The sequence below is a fragment of the Rhizobium sp. SU303 genome (assembly GCF_021052345.1).
GTDB classification, from domain to species: domain Bacteria; phylum Pseudomonadota; class Alphaproteobacteria; order Rhizobiales; family Rhizobiaceae; genus Rhizobium; species Rhizobium laguerreae.
This window is the reverse complement of the sequence record NZ_CP088096.1, coordinates 327,348-347,094: the sequence shown is the minus strand read 5'-3', so window position 1 is coordinate 347,094 and position 19,747 is coordinate 327,348. Positions and strand designations below refer to the sequence as shown.

Sequence of the window (19,747 nt, the reverse complement as noted above, 5' to 3'; positions counted from 1 at the left end):
TGGGAGGATCAGCATGAAGACGAAGAAGCTTATCAATGCCGGCGCAGATGCCGTCGATGAGATGCTGCAAGGCGTTCTGGCGGCGCATCCGCGCCATCTGTACGCCGTGGAGAACATGCCCCGCGCGATCATTGCCAGAAACGGGCCCCGCAAGGGCAAGGTCGGCTTGGTCATCGGCGGCGGATCGGGGCACGAACCGACATTTCTGGGGTTTGTCGGCAAGGGGCTGGCGGACGCGGCCGCAATCGGCAACGTCTTCGCGTCGCCGCCGCCCGATCCGATCATCGCCTGCGCCATGGCGGTCGACGGCGGCGCCGGCGTGCTGTTCATGTATGGAAATTATGCCGGCGACGTGATGAACTTCGACATGGCTGCCGAAATGCTTGCTCTCGATGAGATCGAAGTGCGCACCGTGCTCACCACGGATGATGTAGCGTCCGCCCCTGCCGATCAGCGGGACAAGCGACGAGGCGTGGCAGGCAACGTCTTCATCTTCAAGGCTGCCGGCGCAGCCTGCGATCTTCTCTACTCGTTTGACGATGTCGAGCGTGTCGCCCGCCATGCCAATGCGCGAACCTATACGATGGGTGTGGCGCTTTCGCCCTGTTCGCTGCCCCAGACCCTCCGGCCGAACTTCCTGATCGGCGAAGGGGAGATGGAGATCGGAATGGGTATCCATGGGGAGCCTGGCGTGGCGCGCGAGCCGCTGAGAACGGCCGACGAGGTGACCGACGAACTCATGGACAGCATTCTTCGCGAAATGAAAGCAGCCCGGGGCGATCGTGTCGCCGTGCTCGTCAATTCGCTGGGTTCGACCCCGATGATGGAACTCTACATTATCATGCGGCGCGTGAGGTCCCGGCTCGACGATGCCGGGCTCATCCTCCATACGTCGCTCGTTGGGAATTACTGCACCTCGCTCGAAATGGCCGGCGCATCGATCACGGCCATGCATCTCGATGACGAGCTTCAGCGATTGATCGACCACCCCTGTGATTGCGCGATGTTTGCGAGGTAATCGATGACGTTTACGACCGAAGACCTGCAGTGCATGTTTGCCGGGATTGCCAAGGATATTGCAGCAGAGAGCGACCATCTCTGCGCGTTGGACGGCGCCATCGGCGATGGGGATCACGGCCTTGCCATGGATGCAGGCTGCCAGGCCGCGGCGAAAGCGGTCGGCGAGCTTGACGCCGGGATTGCCCCGACAACCGCATTCAATGTCGCTGCAAAGGCTTTCCTGAATGCGGTCGGCGCTTCGTCCGGCCCGCTATATGCCACGGCCTTCATGCGTGCCGGAGCGGCCACCAAAGACAAGCAGACATTGAGCGACGACGACTTCCTGCGTGTCTTCGCCGCGATGGCGCAGGGAATCCAGGAACGCGGAAAGGCCGAACCCGGTGAAAAGACGATGGTTGACGCCTGGAAGCCCGCGGCCGACGCGGCACTCGATGCCTGGCAGTCGGGAAAGCCCCTCCCCCAATGCTTCGAGGCAGCCGAGCGGGCAGCGCGGGCAGGCTGTGAAGCGACCAGCAACATGAAGGCGGCCAAGGGACGGGCTTCGCGATTGGGGGACCGCGTGATCGGGCACATCGATCCCGGTGCCGCCTCGGCCGTCATCATCATCGCCGCAATGGCAAAATTTGCGCAGTGCGACAATGGTTAGCTCATCATACCAGTTGACATGTCGATGAGTATCTGCAACAAGGGGCCGGCTTTACAAGAGGAGGACGGTAATGCTGACCCTTTCTGCGAAATTGAAGACTGCGAGCATCATTGCGATCGCCGTGGCGTCGCTATCGGCCACGCCGGTTCTTGCTGAAGACATCACGCTCTGGACCCTCAACTTCGACAACAATGCTGCCAATACGGCCCTGAAGAAGGTGGCGACAGACTTTGAAGCTGCAAACCCCGGAACGCATGTCGAGATCGTCCAGCGCGCCGTCGACGAGCACAAGACCGCATTGCGCGTCGCTGCGGGCTCCGACAAGGGACCCGACATCTATTTCAGCTGGGCCGGCCTCGGTCTCGGCGGCGAATATGTGAAGGCCGGTCTGTCCTTGCCGCTCGACAAATACTATGCCGAGTATAAGTGGAGCGACGAATTGTTGCCCTCGGCAGCGGCTTTTGCCGACCTCTATCCCGGCGGCAAACACGGCGTTCCCTTCACCTTCAAGGGTGAGGCCGTCTATTACAACAAGAAGCTGTTCGAACAGGCCGGCATCAAGGAAGAGCCGAAGACCTACGAAGAACTCCTTGCCGCAGCCGATAAGCTGAAGGCCGCTGGCATTCCCGCCTTCACCTTCGGCGGTACGGTCAACTGGCACGTCATGCGTCTCATGGACGTTATCCTTGAAACGAAGTGCGGCGCTGAAAAGCACGACGCGCTGAAGGCGATGACGCTGGACTGGACCAAGGAACCCTGCGCGGCGGACTCATTCGCAGAATTTGCGAAATGGACGAAGGACTATACGCTGCAGCCATTCATGGGCATCGACAATAAACAGTCCTACAGCCTCTTCACCGCAGGCCGCGCGGCGATGATGCTCGAAGGCGACTGGCTGGTCAGCCAGCTTAACGGCTCGGGCGCCAATCTCGACGACTACGGCATTTTCCCCTTCCCGACCAATACCGACCGCCTCTATGGCTTTGCCGAGTACAATTACATCAGCACCAAGAGCAAGAGCCCTGATGTAGCGGCGAAGTTCCTCGACTACTTCCTCTCGACGAAGGTCCAGCAGGATCTGCTCGGCCAGCTGAGTTCGACCTCCGTCAACAAGAACGTGCAGTATGCCAACCAGAAGCCGCTCGAGGCGGAATGGCTGGGGATCTTCCAGAAATACGGCAAGGTCTACATGAACGGCGACCAGGCGTTCCCGCTCGATGTCACGACGGAATATTTCCGGGTCATCAACGATGTTGCTTCCGGCAACACCGAGCCGGCCGATGCCGCCAAGCAGCTGCAGAGCTTTATCGCAAGCCGAACCTGATTCCTCCCGAGGCGCCAGCCGATCGACCTCAGGGTCGCGCGGCTGGCACATTCTTTCGTGAGCTGGCAGCAAATGCACCGCCAGGAGGAAAACATGTCACTTCGACAATCGACACATGATCCGCGCGTACAAGCGCTCATCCTGCTCGTGCCGGCCCTGGCAATCTATGCCGTCTTCGCTCTCTATCCGATGCTCAACGTCGTGATCCTGAGCTTTCAGAAATGGAACGGGCTTGATCCCAATCGACAATTCGTGGGGATTGCGAACTACCAGGCAATTTTCACAAGAGATCCTGTGTTCTGGGTTGCCTTTCGCAACACGGTGATCTGGACCCTGATGAGCCTGATTTTTCCGCCGATGGTCGGACTGCTGCTGGCGCTCAGCCTCAATCAGAAGATATTCGGCCGCAATGGCCTCAGGGCCATCTTCTATCTGCCTGTCATCATCGCGCCGATCGCGGTGGCCACCATGTGGAAGTGGATGTACGATCCGTTCTTCGGCCTTTTCAGCCAGCTGCTCACCTCCTGGGGCATGCAAGGCTGGATCAATGACTGGCTGGGCAACCGGGATATCGCCCTTTATTCGGTTTTCGTCGCCTATTTGTGGCAGACGGTTGGCTTCTCGATGGTCCTGTTTCTCGCGGGCCTGCAGAATGTCTCTCAGACGCTCGTCGAGGCAGCGCGCATCGATGGCGCCGGCCGCTGGAAGGTATTCAAGCACGTGACATTGCCGGCCTTGCGCCCAACGATCACGATCGTTCTCGTTCTTTCCGTCATCTCCTCCCTGAAGGCCTTCGACATCGTTTACGGCCTGACCGGCGGCGGGCCGGCGCAGTCCACCCAGATGCTGGCGCTCTGGGCATTCACGCAGGCGATGCAGATCTTCGATTTCGGACGAGGCGCGGCGATTTCGGTCGTGCTGCTGCTGATCACCATGGCCGTCGTCATTCCCTATCTCAAATGGACCCAGAAGCACGAGGAGGTTGAATCGTGACAGCAGTACCGACCGACCAGACCGCAGTGCATCTGCAGGTCGAACCATCGTCGATGAAGCGGGATCCGATTCTGATCGGCCTCTGGATCACGCTTGTTATCGTGGCGCTCGTCTGGGTCGCGCCATTCGTCTTCATCGTCTTCACCTCCTTGAAAACGCCGGCGGCGGTGACGGGTACGGGCGCCTTCGTGCCGCCAACCGAGCTCGCTTTCGAAAACTACAGCGCCGCATGGAGCCGCGGCAACTTCGCAAACTCCTTCTTCAACAGCGTCATCATCACCGTCATCAAGGTGCCGCTCGGGCTGTTCCTTTCGGCGATGGCCGCCTATGCCCTTGCCAAGATCAAGCTGAAGATCACCAAGGCCCTGCTGCTGCTCGTGGTGTTCGGCACGATGATCCCCTTCCAGGTAATGCTTGCGCCGCTCTTCACCCTGGTCAATTCGTTCGGCCTGATCGACACCTATCCGGGCGTCATCCTTCCCTACATCGCCTTCGGCGTTCCCTATCAGGTTTTCATCCTGCACGGCTTCTTCAAGAGCATTCCCAAGGAGCTGTCGGAGGCAGCACTGATCGACGGCGCCAGTCACTTCATCATCTTCAGACGGATCTTTCTGCCTGTGTGCCTGCCCGTGCTTGCCGCACTGCTCATCCTCGACTTCGTTTCCACCTGGAACGAATTCGCCATGGCGCTGGTGCTGCTCCAGGATCAGCACATGTGGACCTTGCCGCTCGGCCTGATGTCGTTTCAGGGGCAGTTCTCGAGCAATTACGGCCAGCTCAATGCCGCCATTGTGATGACCGTCCTGCCGGCGACGATCGTCTATCTCATCTTCCAGCGTTACTTCGTCTCTGGCCTCACCTCCGGCGCCGTCAAAGGCTAGCGACCACAAAAGCATTCACGAGGAGAATATTCTATGTCTGATGCAACTGTCGAAAAATGGGGCGTGTTCGAGGCCTCTTTTGATGGACCCTCCGGCGGAAATCCCTATCTCGACGTGGCATTCGATGCCGTATTCACCCACAAGAGCCGCGAAGTTCGCGTGCCGGGCTTTTATGATGGCAACGGCACCTACCGCATCCGCTTCATGCCGGATAGCGAGGGCGAATGGTCGTTTCTGACCCGTTCCAAGACTGCCGTACTCGACGGCAAGACCGGCGCACTGATTGCGACCAGGCCTTCGGCCGGCAATCACGGCCCAGTGCGCGTGCGCAACAAGTTCCACTTCGCCTATGCCGACGGCACCCCGTTCCTATCCTTCGGGACGACCTGCTATGCCTGGACGCACCAGCCGCTCGACATGCAGAAGCAGACCCTCGAAACCCTCAAGAAGGCCCGCTTCAACAAGATGCGGATGGGCGTGTTTCCGAAGGACTATCCCTATAACGTCAACGAGCCGCTGCACGCCTGCTTCGAACGCGGGGCGGACGGAAGGGAAGACTTCGACCGTCCGAACCCCGCCTCGTTCCAGCACTTCGAAAAGCAGGTCGCAGCGCTCTGCGAATTGGGGATCGAAGCCGATATCATCATCTTCCACCCCTATGACCGGTGGGGCTATGCCGACATGTCGGCGAAACAAGATTTTCGCTATGTCGAATATCTGGCCGCTCGTCTCGCCGCCTACCGGAACGTCTGGTGGTCGCTTGCCAACGAATATGATTTCCTCATCGATACGAAGCCGATGGAACAGTGGGATCGCTACTTCCACATCCTGGAAGAGAACGACCCCTACCAGCACCTGCGCTCCATCCATAATGGCGACGTGACGGCGAATTTCGATCATCGCAAGCCGTGGGTCACGCACACCTGCATTCAAAACCCCGACGTCAAGCGGACCCAGGAATGGCGCGATGCCTACGGCAAGCCTGTCGTCAACGACGAGCCCGAATATGAGGGCGACATCCTGCAATCATGGGGCAATCTCAATGCGCAGGAGCTCGTGCATCGCTTCTGGATCACGATGGCGCGCGGCGGCTATGCCGGCCATGGCGAAACCTATTCCCATCCCGAGGACCTGATCTGGTGGGCAAAAGGCGGGGAACTGCGTGGCGAAGCGTGGAAGCGCATCGCCTTCCTCCGCGACCTCCTGGAAGCCGATGTCAAGTACGGGCTCGAGCCGCTGGGCATCATCGGCGAATGGCCCTGGTCCCGTGTGTCGGGCGCGCGCGACGGCGACGGCGATTTCCGCCTGATCTATTTCGGCGAGCATCAGCCAGTGATCTGGTCCACGGGCCTGCCGGTCGACGGCGACGACTATGATGTCGATCTCATCGACACATGGGAGATGACGATCACGCCGGTCGAGAAGGTGGCGGCTCCCGTTCCGCATCCGACGCGCCATGGCTCGGTCGTGCGCGGCGGCAAGCCGGACGCGGCCTTCGGCGTGAAAATTCCGCGCAAGCCCTACCAGGCACTGCGCGTGCGCAGGAAGCGCTAGAAGATGACAAGGGGTACGAAATGTCTGGCTTGAGCATCAGAAACGTCAAGAAGTCCTTCGGCACGGTCGACATCATTCATGGTGTCGACGTCGAGATCGCCGACGGTGAATTTACCATTCTCGTCGGCCCCTCCGGCTGCGGCAAGTCGACATTGCTGCGCATGATTGCCGGGCTCGAGGACATCACCGCCGGTCAAATCAGCATTGACGGCCGGGTCGTAAACAATCTGCAGCCGAAGGATCGCGATATCGCGATGGTCTTCCAGAACTATGCATTATACCCGCAGATGACGGTTTCCCAGAATATGGGATTTGCGCTCGAGCTCGCCGGGGCCAAGCGGCCGGAAATCGAACAGAAGGTCGGTGAGGCTGCAGCAATTCTCGGATTGCAGCCGCTTCTCGATCGAAAGCCGGCGCAGCTGTCGGGCGGACAGCGACAGCGCGTCGCCATGGGCCGGGCCATCGTTCGCGATCCGAAAGTCTTTCTCTTCGACGAGCCGCTCTCCAATCTGGATGCGAAACTGCGCGTGAAGATGAGAGCGGAAATCAAGGCTCTGCACCAACGCCTGAAGACCACGATCGTTTACGTCACCCACGACCAGATCGAAGCCATGACCATGGCTGACAAGATCGTCGTGCTCCACGGCGGTCGCGTCGAACAGATCGGCAGTCCGCTCGAGCTCTATGACCGACCACGCAATATCTTTGTCGCCGGTTTCCTCGGCTCCCCCGCGATGAATTTTCTCGAGGGAACCCTTGAGGGCGCAGGCAACCCGGTATTGTCGCTGCCGGGTGGGTCACGCGTAACGCTTTCGCGGGCTCCAGCCAATGCCGCCAACAGACCGCTGACGCTGGGCATTCGTCCCGAAGACATCACCTTCGGCGGCGAAAACGGTGTGGATGCCGTGGTCAAGGTGGTCGAACCCACGGGATCGGAAACCCATGTCGCCGTGGAGCTCGAAGGCAGGGAACTGACATGGGTCGTTCGCGAACGTGTCGAGCTGGTGCCAGAGCAGCCGGTGAAGCTTTCTTTCGAAACGGCCAAGGTTCACTTCTTCGACCGGCAGACGCAGCAGCGCCTGAACGCCTGAAGACGAAAGGCCCGAAGCAAGTCCGTCGAACACGAAACCGGAATGTGACGGCATCGGGCTTGCTTGATGATTCCTCGTCTTCGCAGCGAATTGGCGACTTGCAATCTCTGATCTCGCCGATAGGCTGTACCTCCAAAACGAGGTAGCCAAGGCATGCACATTCGAAGGGCCGTCTCCGCCGACGCAGCGGAGCTGAGCAGTCTCCTGAACGAGATCATCCTTGCTGGTGGAACGACCGCACTCGAAACGCCGCTTTCGGCTGCCGAGTTCGCGGACTGGTTCATCGACGGCGAGTTTCCTCTTACCTGCCATGTTGCAGAGCACGATCAGTCACTCGTCGGCTTTCAATCGCTCAGCTTATACGGCGACCCGCCGAAAGGCGTCGCCGACATCGCGACCTTTGCCCGCTTGAACCCAAGAACCCCAGGCGTCGGCAGCGCTCTCTTCCCCGCAACCCGAGCCGCAGCGGAAGAGTTCGGGCTCGAATTCATCAATGCCACCATTCGCGCCGACAATGTCAGCGGCCTTGGCTATTACGCAAAGATGGGCTTCGAGACCTATGACCGGCTGGTCCAGGTTCCGCTTCAGGACGGGACGCCCGTCGACAGGATCAAGAAGCGTTTCAGACTAGACGCCAGACACCTCACGATACCCGACGCCTGAAACGTGTCGATGGCGCTGTGGGAGCGCTTGGCATCCAAGGGCCGGACCGCCTTGCCCAGCGTCGCCTGTTGTAAGGGAACGAGGCCGATACTGCATCGTTGCAGGCCACCCTCGAGTATTAAGCTTGTGAAGTAACAGCGTAATTTTCCACAATGGAAGAGAAGTGAACTTTAACTTCCGTCATGAGTTCCTAGCCGTGAAATCAAGCATTTGGGATAGAGATGGATTTGGAGCCGCAAGGACGTAAAAAGGGAAAAGGTCAAAGCCATGCCCGGAGATTTGTCCATGCCAACTGCGATGTTTACGGCCGACGAACTGGCGGCGATCCGCCGCGCTTACGCCCATCAGGTGGTGGCAACCGCCGCAACCACGAACCCGCGGATCGAAGCCGCCTTTGCCACCGTCCCGCGCGAAAAATTCCTCGGCGCGCCGCCATGGCAGATCGCCAATCTGGGCGGAGGATATCGCCCCCTCCCCTCCTCCGACTTGGTTCTCGCCTATCAGGACGTGCTATTTGCCTTGCAGACCGACAAAGGTGTCAACAATGGCAGTCCCTCACTGCATGCCCGACTCCTGGCAGAGCTGGACATACAAATCGGCGATCGCATCGCCCATATCGGTGCCGGCACCGGCTATTACAGCGCCATTCTTTCGGAGCTTGTCGGCGCTTCCGGTCATGTCTATGCCGTCGAGATGGATCCCGATCTGGCTGCCCACGCTCAAACAGCACTTGCCGATCGCGCCAATGTCAGCGTCATGAACGCCGACGGCAGTCAATGGCCGCAGGAAGAGGTGGATGCGATCTATGTGAATTTCGCCGTCGCGCGGCCCGCGGAACCCTGGATCGAAAGGCTGCGGCCTGGAGGGCGGCTCGTGCTGCCACTCGGCGTACCGCGCCAGGACCGACCGCCGAAAGGCGGCCGTCATGCATCCCATGGTGCTGCACTTCGGATTGAGCGCGGCGAGGATGGATTTGCGGCGCGTTGGATCGGCACAGCCTATTTCGTCTGCGCCAATGGTGGATTGTCAATCGACGATAACGAGATCGAGGCGCTGACAGCCGCGTTCAGGCGCGGCGGCATCGAGTTCGTCAAAAGTCTGCTCTGGAAGACGGAGCCGCGGATAGGACGTTGCTGGTATATCGCCGACCAATGGGCGCTTTGCTACGACGACGTCTGAACCATCCACGCCGGTTCCGCGAAAGCCGACCGCCTGACCTGAGCGAGCAACATAGCGCGCCGTGGCACCGAAGAGCTCGACGTCCTCGACACCATCCTCCTTTCGACCGGCGCGATCAGTTCGCCGCACATCCGACCGACGATGAGTCGCCACGCTCAAACATCCGGGGGCAGCCATGGGCGATAACAAGCTCAGGGGCGCCGACATCAGATCTAGCCATCTCAAAGCTTAGTGCAGACTCCCCACCGGCGCCCCTCCCCTGTCCGACACCGAAAAGCCTGCTGTTGAAATTTTCTGCCCATCATCATTGATGTCGGACCAAGCCTGCCAAGGATCCGAGCGCGGCCATGCCGACTGAGATGAGGCAGGATTACGCACCACCGGCTTATCGAAATCAGTGATACGCATGAGCCGGACAGGCCGCGCCGTCGGGTGACCTGCTGGCCGATCCGAACTTGCCGGCGCGATCCCCTCCGGCATTCGACGCCCCCTCCTGGACGGCGGCACTCAGACTGGCGGTGAAGACCTGCAAGCGACGGCCCTCGATTGGCGGCGTTTTCGGCTCGCGGTTCCTCTGAGGCGGCAGCACGGCAGCAGCGACACAGATTGGCGACGCACGCAATTAATCGCCGCCGCCGGCGTCCAAAATTGCCGACACACCTCGCTTGAGGACCAGAGCGATAGGAATGAAGGACAGGGAGACGTTCCCTGCCCGGCGGCGACAGTGGGTCGCCGAGACGACAAAAGCCCGGCGCGGGAGAGATGCGCCGGGCTTCGATAGTGACCGACAGCTTGGGAGGAGAAGTGCTGTCCGTCGGACCGAAGCGGCTAGGAGGGGAAAGCGCTTCGGTTCATCACGAGGTAATGCCGCAATGCGGCAAATTCAAGCCTGGCGGTTGCCGTGGATGTCGCAGACGAGGGTCAGGCACATGCAGCCTTCTCACGTACGGGACCGGGGCTAGGCGCAGGGTTGTCCGCGGACAACCTGCCGAGCAGCGATCCCAGCGGAGGGAGATCTCCAGCTTTCAGCGGGCCGGTCTACCCACCGCAAAGTGATTAATGAGGGCAGGGGACCGCACCGCTGATGCGCCAAGAGCCGGACGCGCGAATGGAGATTGCCTCATGATCGACGACGATCCACTCTGGATCTGCCCGCCCCTTCGCCCGAGGCCGTGGCCTTGCTTATCCCCACCTGACTGAAGGCAGAATTGCCCGGGATATCGAGCAGGGCCATCACCAAACTGACCGACCTGCCGCAAAGCACCAACGACGGCGACAACATCCAACCATCCGCCCCCACATGCGGACGCTGCCGCGGCTTCCAACCATCCGCAGTATCACTCGAGGCTTCGGCCTTTGACCTGCAAAAACTCAAGAAGGAAGACCAATCGGCATAGCTTGGACGTATGAACCGATCGATGCAGCGCAAGCTGACAGGACATTGGATTCGCCGCCGTTACGTGCCACTCCTTTTAGTCTCGCCCGGAGATGCCCGCAGGGGCCTCGAAGGAAGGGGCTTATCACTTCCGCCCGATCAACTGAGTTAAACGGACCAACGAAGTCACCTGATCTGAGATTGCCGCCGAAGCGCTGCCGCTGGCCATGCAGCCTCCCGCCGAGCGACGGACGACCTCGTTGCCGCCTAGCCTAGGAGACGCGAGAGCGGCGAGGATGACGGCGTCGCGAGCACCCCGCCATCCGTTGCCGCGCACCCTTTTCGATGAGCGAAGCCGCAGCGCCAGCAGCCCCCCAGCTTCTTCGAATGCATTCAGCTCCCCCTTAATTGGGGACCCGGTTTCGGCATTACTGACCTGTCGACAGACCTGACGAGGCTCTTCGGCCTTTGGAGCCGGCGGCGTCCACGCCCGTTCGGCAAGGGGCACGAAACCGCTGCGCTGCGACCCCAGGCAGAGCCATCGAGGCGGCAGCAATACCGCAAGTCCATAGCATCCATCAGCAGGGCGAGATCAGGGATGTTTTCCCGGCGATGCGAACCGATTGCTGCAGGGATCGGTACATGTGCAAACGGCCTGCCGGCTACCATGTTGATCATCCGGTTGTCCGCGGACAACGGCACGATCAGGCAACATTCGGCGCGCAACTGCGGCTCACGGATACGCCTGGGAAGGCCGCAGGGCCAGCTGCCCATCGCCACTGAAGCCAGCTCCTGTGGCGATGGCCGGCCGACACAACGCGGCCTCACTGCCACCGCATTCGGCTCCTCCTGCGACCGATCCGAAGGATGACGCGACGGGGGAGGGGCTGCCTTTCGATCCGAGAGCATTGGCAGTTCACAGCCGAGGCTCGCGGGCGCGCCAGCCCATTGCGACGGGTGGCCGCTGATATCGACCGATCGTCCGTCAACGCACGTGACACATCAGCGGCTGTTGCTGATTGCCTGCGGCAGCGAGCCGAGCGCGTGCCGGAACGGCAGCATCGGGTCCGCTCTATCCTGGGGTAGCCGACCGCGGCGGCAAGGCCGCACCGTCACGTCAGATGGGTGGCGCCGTCATCGATGCACGCTATTCGATGACGAGCTGCTCCTCGCTCTCTGGCGATGTGGAAGGCCTGTTTATCCCGGCCGAAATGCCAGGAGATAATCCCACGCCTTTGGCAGTGCGCCGGAGATGCCCAGCACTGAATGGCCGGAGCAGCGCCTCCAGTGACGGTCGGGGAAGGGCCGCTTGGTCGGTATCTGGAGCAGCGCGCATCCTGTCGCCGCCTCCTTGCTGCGCAGTTGCTTTCGTGTGGCGACCTGGTCGATTGCGACGCGTGTTCTGTCGATTGCCGAGACGCCATCAAGCAACCGCCGAGGCCATCGAGATCGCGTCCGCAGACCGGTAGTGTCTCGGTCCTTGACGGCGCTTGGTCATGAGGTACGCCGAGCTAAGGCAATGGACCCATCAGGCACCGGTATTGCCCGTTGATAACGTAAACGGCTATTGCAGGCCATTGTCACCGGCGCTATTGTTTTGTCAGGCTTACTGCACAGCGCGTCGCCTGCAGGCACCCGCATCGGATCGCAGCAGGTGGAATTCAGATCCAAGCCGCGCCTCAGATACGGGCTGCGCAGCAATCTACCGCTTCGCGGCTGCCAAGCCGCCCATCGGTAGACTTGTTGAAAAGACCCCCAGCACTGCAGTAACGAAACTAAAGTCCGGATTTGCTTCCGTAGCAGGATGTGACTGCAGTTATATCAATAGCTTACGGGCGTAGCGGCGGCGCGACTCAATCGTTCCAATCCCTGCTTCCTGACCCGATTGGAGAAGCGGGCGACCTCGGCCCTGCATCAAATGTCCGCGAGAAAGCAACGGCTTGCATCCTTTAGCGGCACCCTGCGTTATCTCCGCACCAGATCGGAGAACATCCTCATGCCAGATGTACTTCACCTCAAGAGATTCCCCATTGCGGCGACAATGATGGCCGCAGCGATTGGCGCACTTGTCTTGATGCAGGCAACTGAGCGCAGGTCGGTCGCCCCGTCTGCGGATACCGGCCGCGCAGGTGACGATCATGGCCGCAGCGCCAGCACGCCCGAGGCTATCCCTTTCAGCGGTCTTCGCGACGTGTTCTGGCGCGTCTTCCACGAAGTCCTCGCCGACCGGGTCACTTTGATTGCCGCGGGCGTGACGTTTTATCTGCTGCTGGCGCTGTTTCCCGCCATGGCGGCTTTGGTGTCACTCTACGGGCTGGTTGCAGATCCGGCCACCATATCTGAACATCTTCGCGAATTGGCCGGCCTCATGCCATCAGGAGCGTTCGATCTTCTTGCCGACCAGATCAAGGAGCTCGTCGAGCGGCGCGACGCGACGCTCGGCATCACCTTCTTCGTCGGCCTCGGCATCGCCCTCTGGAGCACGCATAGCGGCACGCTGGCGATCTTCGACGCGATGAACGTGGCCTATGAGGAAGACGAGAAGCGGGGGCTCGTCCGGTTGAACCTGATCGGCCTCTGCTTCACCTTGTGCGCGATGCTTTTCACGGTTGTCATGGTGGCGCTCGTCGGGGTCATGCCGGTTGTTCTCTCTTACCTCTGGCTCGATCAGTTCAAGGAGCACATGGCCCTTCTCATGCGATGGCCGCTGCTTCTGCTGATCGTCGCAGTGGCCGTTACATCGGTCTACCGCTTCGGCCCCAGCCGCGAGCCTGCTAAGCTCCGGTGGATGACGTGGGGGGCGGTTCTGACCACGATCGCCTGGGTCGCCATGTCCCTCGGCTTCTCTTTCTATCTGGATCATTTCGCCAACTACAACGCGACATACGGCACGCTCGGCGCGCTGATCGGCTTTCTCGTCTGGATCTGGCTTTCCGTCGTCATTCTCATCGTAGGAGGAGAACTCAACGCCGAACTGGAGCATCAGACCGCGAGGGACACGACGACGGGAACGCCGCTGCCGATGGGATCGCGCGGGGCCTATGTCGCGGACACTCTGGGCAAGACTATGAGCTGACCGCGATGATTGCTCCTCTCATATGGTTTTGATGTATTCTGCCACTTCTGCAGTCCCGACACAGGAGACGATGATGACCGCCCCGCATCCTTCCAAAACTCATATCGGCAATCATGCGCTGCATCCCGAGACGCAGATGCTGAACTACGGCTACGATCCCGAACTTTCGGAAGGGGCGGTCAAGCCACCGGTGTTTCTCACCTCCACCTTCGTTTTCAATACAGCCGAGGATGGCCGCGACTTCTTTGATTACGTGTCGGGCCGCCGCGAGCCGCCCGAAGGCAAGGGGGCGGGCCTCGTCTACTCGCGCTTCAACCATCCGAACAGCGAGATCGTCGAAGACAGGCTCGCCGTCTACGAACGGACGGAAAGCGGCGTGCTGTTTTCATCCGGCATGGCGGCGATCGCCACGACTCTGTTCGCCTTCGTCCGGCCGGGCGATGCGATCCTGCATTCGCAGCCGCTCTACGGGGGAACCGAAACGTTGCTGGCAAAGACTTTTCTGAACTTCGGCGTCGCCGCTATTGGGTTTGCCGACGGCGTCAGCGAGGGATCGGTGCAAAAGGCGGCAGAAGAGGCGATGGCCAAGGGTCGCGTCTCTGTCCTCCTGATCGAGACGCCTGCCAATCCGACCAACAGCCTGGTCGATGTCGCGATGATCCGACGCGTGGCCGACATGATCGGTACAAGACAGGGCCATATGCCGATCATCGTCTGCGACAACACCCTGCTCGGACCGGTCTTCCAGCGGCCGATCGAGCACGGCGCCGATATCTCGCTCTATTCGCTGACGAAGTATGTCGGCGGCCATTCGGATCTGATCGCCGGCGCCGTTCTTGGCCGCAAGGCGGTGATCAAGCAGATCAAGGCCCTGCGCGGCGCGATCGGCACCCAGCTCGATCCGCATTCCTGCTGGATGCTCGGCCGTTCGCTGGAAACGCTGCAGCTCCGCATGGAACGGGCAAACAGCAACGCGCGTGCCGTCGCCGACTATCTGCGCGATCACCCGAAAGTCGAGAAGGTCCACTATCTGCCCTACCACGATCCGGAATCGCCGGCCGGCCGGACCTTCATCGCGCAATGCACCGGCGCCGGCTCCACCTTTTCTTTCGACATTCGCGGCGGTCAGCCAGCCTCGTTCAAATTCCTGAACGCGCTGCAGATCTTCAAGCTCGCGGTCAGCCTCGGCGGCACGGAATCGCTTGCGAGCCATCCTGCCACCATGACGCATTCTGGCGTGCCCGCCGATGTCCGTCAGCGCATCGGCGTTCTGGAATCGACGATCCGTCTTTCGATCGGCATCGAGCATCCGGACGATCTGATCGCCGACCTGGAGATAGCGCTGCAGGCTGCGTGATCGGGGGGAAACGATGCCCGGCGGCGCCGGGCATCGTGTACTACGTTATTTGTCGTCGATCGTCAGTTCCGTCTCGTCCGTGTCAAGCACGAAGACCGCAAGCAGGCGCGCCGGCTTGGTGTCGCTGGCGTTTGCGCTGACGCTGTGGTGATCGCCGGGAAATTCGGCGAAGCTTTCTCCGGCCTTATACGTTTTCACCGGGCCGTCGTTCACCGCGCTGCGGATCGCCCCTTCGAGAACGGTGGCGTAGATGAAGGCCGAATCCGGATGGGTATGGCCAGGCGACATGCCGCCGGGCTCATATTCCACCATCACAGCCTTCATGCTCTTGCCGGGAACATTGGGAAGCTTCTGGTCGAAAACGACGCTTATCTTCGCTTTCCCACCTCCGGCGTGAGCTTGAGTGCCGGCGGCAAGGACAAGCGCGAATGCCGCTGCCGAGATCATTTTCCTGAGCATGTCTGGTCTCCTCAGTTGATAGAATGGGTCGACGGGCGCAGCCTCGCTGTCAGGCGCTCTTTTTCTGCGGCGGCTGTCGGCTGAGCCAATCGTCGAAGCGGATCTGGCCAAGCCGCGCCTTGGCGCCGGCCACGAGCGAATTGTCCTCGAGCTCGACGCCGAAATAGCGGGCGTGCGGATCGGCGACCACCTCGCGCGGATCGTTCGTCGCCTTGAAGAGACGCGTCACGATTTCGGTGAGGCGGACTTTCTCCGGTCCGCCGATCTCGATCGTGCCGTTCACGGGCGTACCGAGCGCCACCTCGGCCATGACGTCGGCGACGTCATCCGAGGCGATCGGCTGTACGTAGGCCGGCGACAGATGCACGGTCTGACCGACGGTGCCTGACTGGGCGATGCCAGCCATGAATTCATGGAACTGCGTTGAGTGCACGATGGTGTAGGGTATGCCGGACGTCTTGATCAGCTCTTCCTGGGCCATCTTGGCACGCATGTAGCCGCTGCCCTGCAGGCGCTCCATGCCGACGATCGACAGCGCGATATGATGCTTGACGCCGGCGGCAGCCCCTGCCTTGAGCAGATTGCGGCCCGACGTCTGGAAGAATTCCAGGACGGCCTTGTCCTCGAACGAGGGCGAGTTTGCGAGATCGAGAACCACCTGCGCGCCAGCGAGCGCTTCGGCCACGCCCTTGCCGGTGATCGTGTCGACGCCCGAATTCGGCGAAGCCGCCAAGACGTCGTGCCCCTTGTTGCGCAATCTTTCCACGGTCTTCGAACCGATGAGGCCGGTGCCGCCGATAACGACGATTTTCATGGATAGTCTCCTTGTCCTTTACGAGGAGTTTCCTCTGTTGACCTGAAAGCGAGCAGGCAACTGCTCGGCATGCCCCCGCGCCCTCGATGAGCGAAGCGACTTCATCGGGACCGTTGCCGGTGCGGCCGGTGTAACCGATGGGCAGGAGGATGCGCCGGATCGCGGGCCCAAACTATTCTTCCTCAGTCGCTGTCACCCTATGCGAACGTAGTAGGCGAGCTGGCTCTGCGGTCGAGGCAGTCGGCCGAAATGGGGAACACGACGTCGACAGGCATCGGCCCGAGGGTGATTTCGGCCACCGTTAGGACGCGCTGAGGCTCGGCGAAACGGATGATCGCCTGCTGCTTCTGACGTGTGGCGGGAGTCGCAGCTTTTCGGCATGCGGGAGCGGGCCGCGCTAGCCTGGGCTGAGGCGCTCACTCACATAGCGAAAAGCCATGCGCCGGATGATGTCTATGAAGAGGCGAATGCCAACTTTTCGGATGACAAGCTCGTGGCGCTCTCGATCGGCTTCCGTCTTCAAGGGCCGCGGATCACAAACGCGCCGCCGCCTGATGGTTCGGCGCCTTCGGCAGGTCAGGAAAGCTCAATAGCCTCGAACATGGCAGTCAGCCCAATGCCTCCGCCGATACCGATCATGGCCAGGCCGGTCGCGCCGGGCGCCCAGCCTTCCTCGGTGTTGCGGATCAGCTGGCTGTATAGTCGGGTAACGAGGATTGCGCCGGACGCCCCGAACGGATGGCCCAAGGCAATCGCTCCACCGTTCCTGTTGATCGTGTCGGCAGGGATCTCGAGCTGGTCCAGCGATGCCAGAACCTGGGCCGCAAAAGCCTCGTTGAATTCGATGGTATTGATCTTGGAAAGCGAGAGCGCGGGCTGACGCTGCAGCAGCCTCCTGGTCGAGGCGACCGGACCGATGCCGAGCAGGTTGGGGTCGACGCCGGCAGCGGCGCTGTCGATGAAGGCAAGGCCCTTTTCGAAGCCCAGGCTTTTCGCCATGCCGCGGCTCATAACAAGCACCAGGCAGGCGCCGTCGTTCAGCGGGCAGGCATTGCCTGCTGTCACCGAACCATCGGCCAGGAAGACCGGCCGGAGGTTTGCGAGAGCCTCGAGGGATGTGGACTGGCGCGGGCATTCGTCCCGTTGAACCAGCCCGTGGCCGGTGGAAATGTCAACGATCTCTGGCCGAAAGATGCCTGCCTCGGCCGCCGCTACGGCGAGCCTATGGCTGCGCAGGGCGAATTCATCCTGTCTCTGCCGCGATATGCCGAATTGACGGGCGACGTTTTCGGCGGCAATCCCCATTTCCGGGTCGCCGACCGTGTCAGGCGAAAACCGGGCGCGCCCGTAAAAGCGCGGCAGCGTCCCATTCGCCTTTGGTCTTTCGACGCGCCATGGCGCGGTGCTCACGCTCTCCACGCCGCCGGCCAGAAAACACGAACCGGCTTTCGCTTGGATCAGCCGGGCTGCCATGATGATCGCTTCCAGGCCCGAGCCGCATTGCCGATCGATGGTCACGCCCGGAACCGCCATGGGCAGACCTGCGGTCAGCGCCGCCAGCCGCGCGATGTTTCCGCCGCCGCCCGCCGCATTGCCCACCAGAACGTCGTCTATGGTGTCGGGCGCAATTCCCGTTTCGGAAAGGATCCGATGAATGATCGGCACAAGCAGGTCTTCCGCCGCGACAGTTGCAAGCGATCCGAACGCCCGGCCGATCGGCGACCGGTAGGCGGCAACCACGACTGGCTGCCAATCCTCGTCAGGCTGAAAGGCGTAGGACAAGATCGTCTCCAGAAACCACGGCCCGCTCCACTTGCCCCCTCGAGATCTTGCCGCTGCTCGTCATCGGCCAGGACCTTATATGGTAGAATTGCTTGGGGATCTTGTACTTCCCGAGCATCTGCGCGCAATGATCAGCCAGGATTTTCGGGTCCATCGTCTCTCCCGAGACGACGGCGACGATCCGCTGACCGAAATAGGCGTCCGGCAGCCCGAAGACAACAGCATCCTCTACCCCGGGGCAGGCTTTGAGCGCGCTCTCGACTTCGGCGGGATAGATGTTGTTGCCGCCTGATATCATCATGCCGCCGGCCCTGCCGATCACCCGCAGCATGCCATTGGCATCGAGTTCGCCGAGATCTCCGACCGTGGCTCCAACTTCAGTGACCCGGAAGGCCTGACCGTCATCGCCCCAGAGATATCCATCCGCGATCAGGTCGCTCCTGACGAATATGGTTCCCGGCACATCGGTCCCAACGTCGTTTTCATCGGGATCGCGAATGGAAATTTCCACGCCGAGATAGGCTTGCCCCACCCGGTCGATCGGAAAATCGATCTCGCCGCCGACAAGGGTCGAGACCGTCATGAAACCGATCTCGGATGCACCGTAATATTCCCGGATGCGCGCCTTCGGGAAAAGGCGGCGCATGGATTCCACCCCGTTCACATCGAGCTTGGCGCCAGCAGTCAGGACATCGCGCAGGGAGGCCAGGGCAGGTTCGCCCGTCCAGGCCCTTGCAATGCCGGCTATATGGGTGGGTACGGCAACCAGCCGTTCGACTCTTTCGGAAGAGAGCGTGCGTGCGGCCGCGCCCGGATCCCATTTCCGGACCGAATGAAAGGTTGCCCCGACATCAACAGCTTCGACCAATGCATAAAGCGCCAGGCCATGAGCCAAGGCTCCTGGGCACATTGTCGACGGCGCGTCTTCAAGCTCGAAAACGACGCGCCCGCGATCGAGGCTCCGGCGCCACTGCTCACGCGAGCGATAGTAGGCCTTCGGCTCGGCGGTGGTTCCCGAGGTGAAGCCGATCAGAAAGATCTTGTCAGTATCGGCCGGCAGCTCGGCTTCCTCTCCCGCCGCGGCGAGGTCGAAAGCCTCTGCTCCGGCGGTGACGACGGGAATGCCGAATCTCCGGGCAATTTCAGCACTCGGCCCGGCATCGTCGTCGACGATCAGAACGTCAGGCGCCAGGCGCTCGATGATGCGTTCGATTCTTTCCGCCGGCATCATCGGGTCGATGACCGCGCAGGCATTCGGGGAGGCGGTCGCCGCCGCAAAATACTCGGCAAAGCCGATATGGTTGCCAAGGCTGAGAGCGGCAAGTTTCTCCACGCCGGGCAGGTCGAGCATGCGGCAGTTCGAGCGGGGCAGATCTTGGAGAAACCGATAAATTGCCTTGGCGCGCAAATAGAGCTCGCCATAGCTGAGCGAGTGCCCGTCGATTACCAGCGCCGGCTTGTCCGGTGTCTCCGTTGCATGTCGAAGAAGCTGCGCATGGATCGGCATGGACACCCGCTGGTTTGAATGATCGG

At 61.1% G+C, this 19,747-nt stretch carries 15 protein-coding genes and 1 pseudogene; 12 read left to right on the top strand and 4 right to left on the bottom strand.

All coding sequences use genetic code 11. From position 1 onward, the window contains the following. The first annotated feature begins 13 nt into the window (after positions 1-13). The 11 genes from RlegSU303_RS26195 to RlegSU303_RS26145 all read left to right on the top strand — a co-directional run bounded on the left by RlegSU303_RS26195 (position 14) and on the right by RlegSU303_RS26145 (position 15,159). On the top strand, positions 14-1,018 hold the full coding sequence (locus RlegSU303_RS26195) for a dihydroxyacetone kinase subunit DhaK (protein WP_094087992.1): 1,005 nt from the start codon (positions 14-16) through the stop codon (positions 1,016-1,018). Between the two features lie 3 nt (positions 1,019-1,021). After that, positions 1,022-1,666, top strand: a complete 645-nt coding sequence (gene dhaL, locus RlegSU303_RS26190; RefSeq protein ID WP_131718378.1) for a dihydroxyacetone kinase subunit DhaL — start codon at positions 1,022-1,024, stop codon at positions 1,664-1,666. A gap of 70 nt (positions 1,667-1,736) precedes the next feature. Next, entirely contained in the window at positions 1,737-2,990 is a 1,254-nt protein-coding gene (locus RlegSU303_RS26185) for an ABC transporter substrate-binding protein (RefSeq protein WP_131718379.1), read from the top strand. A gap of 93 nt (positions 2,991-3,083) precedes the next feature. Then, positions 3,084-3,983 (top strand): carbohydrate ABC transporter permease, encoded by a 900-nt coding sequence (locus tag RlegSU303_RS26180; protein WP_094087995.1) that lies wholly within the window; start codon positions 3,084-3,086, stop codon positions 3,981-3,983. Next, the gene (locus tag RlegSU303_RS26175; RefSeq protein ID WP_020047421.1) at positions 3,980-4,864 is read left to right on the top strand and encodes a carbohydrate ABC transporter permease; all 885 of its coding nucleotides are present in this window, start codon (positions 3,980-3,982) and stop codon (positions 4,862-4,864) included. The genes RlegSU303_RS26180 and RlegSU303_RS26175 overlap by 4 nt, the downstream gene beginning before the upstream one ends. Positions 4,865-4,897: 33 nt before the next feature. After that, positions 4,898-6,418, top strand: coding sequence for a DUF5060 domain-containing protein (locus RlegSU303_RS26170; RefSeq protein ID WP_131718380.1), 1,521 nt, complete (start codon positions 4,898-4,900; stop codon positions 6,416-6,418). 20 nt (positions 6,419-6,438) lie between these two features. After that, the gene (locus RlegSU303_RS26165) at positions 6,439-7,509 is read left to right on the top strand and encodes an ABC transporter ATP-binding protein (RefSeq protein ID WP_011649149.1); all 1,071 of its coding nucleotides are present in this window, start codon (positions 6,439-6,441) and stop codon (positions 7,507-7,509) included. Positions 7,510-7,662: 153 nt separating this feature from the next. Next, the gene (locus RlegSU303_RS26160) at positions 7,663-8,172 is read left to right on the top strand and encodes a GNAT family N-acetyltransferase (protein WP_094087998.1); all 510 of its coding nucleotides are present in this window, start codon (positions 7,663-7,665) and stop codon (positions 8,170-8,172) included. 267 nt (positions 8,173-8,439) lie between these two features. Then, positions 8,440-9,351: a protein-L-isoaspartate O-methyltransferase family protein gene (locus RlegSU303_RS26155; protein ID WP_131718381.1), complete on the top strand. Its 912-nt coding sequence runs from the start codon at positions 8,440-8,442 to the stop codon at positions 9,349-9,351. Positions 9,352-12,722: 3,371 nt separating this feature from the next. Then, a complete protein-coding gene (locus tag RlegSU303_RS26150) occupies positions 12,723-13,802 on the top strand; it encodes a YihY/virulence factor BrkB family protein (RefSeq protein ID WP_131620860.1) in 1,080 nt (359 codons plus the stop codon). A gap of 73 nt (positions 13,803-13,875) precedes the next feature. Beyond that, positions 13,876-15,159, top strand: coding sequence for a cystathionine gamma-synthase family protein (locus RlegSU303_RS26145; RefSeq protein ID WP_131718382.1), 1,284 nt, complete (start codon positions 13,876-13,878; stop codon positions 15,157-15,159). Between the two features lie 45 nt (positions 15,160-15,204). On the opposite strand, the gene RlegSU303_RS26140 is transcribed toward RlegSU303_RS26145, so the two are convergent. Continuing rightward, entirely contained in the window at positions 15,205-15,618 is a 414-nt protein-coding gene (locus tag RlegSU303_RS26140) for a cupin domain-containing protein (protein WP_027664498.1), read from the bottom strand. Positions 15,619-15,667: 49 nt separating this feature from the next. Further along, entirely contained in the window at positions 15,668-16,432 is a 765-nt protein-coding gene (locus RlegSU303_RS26135) for an SDR family oxidoreductase (protein WP_131718383.1), read from the bottom strand. A 305-nt stretch (positions 16,433-16,737) separates the two neighbouring features. On the opposite strand from RlegSU303_RS26135, the pseudogene RlegSU303_RS26130 reads away from it, so the two are divergent. Beyond that, a pseudogene (locus RlegSU303_RS26130) lies at positions 16,738-16,987 on the top strand (carboxymuconolactone decarboxylase family protein); the annotation flags it as partial. Positions 16,988-17,008: 21 nt separating this feature from the next. On the opposite strand, the gene RlegSU303_RS26125 reads toward RlegSU303_RS26130, so the two are convergent. Together RlegSU303_RS26125 and RlegSU303_RS26120 are read right to left on the bottom strand one after the other, a co-directional pair. Next, entirely contained in the window at positions 17,009-18,214 is a 1,206-nt protein-coding gene (locus tag RlegSU303_RS26125) for a thiolase family protein (RefSeq protein ID WP_131718384.1), read from the bottom strand. Next, positions 18,192-19,721, bottom strand: coding sequence for a class I adenylate-forming enzyme family protein (locus RlegSU303_RS26120; protein WP_131718385.1), 1,530 nt, complete (start codon positions 19,719-19,721; stop codon positions 18,192-18,194). The genes RlegSU303_RS26125 and RlegSU303_RS26120 overlap by 23 nt, the downstream gene beginning before the upstream one ends. Between the last annotated feature and the right edge of the window lie 26 nt (positions 19,722-19,747).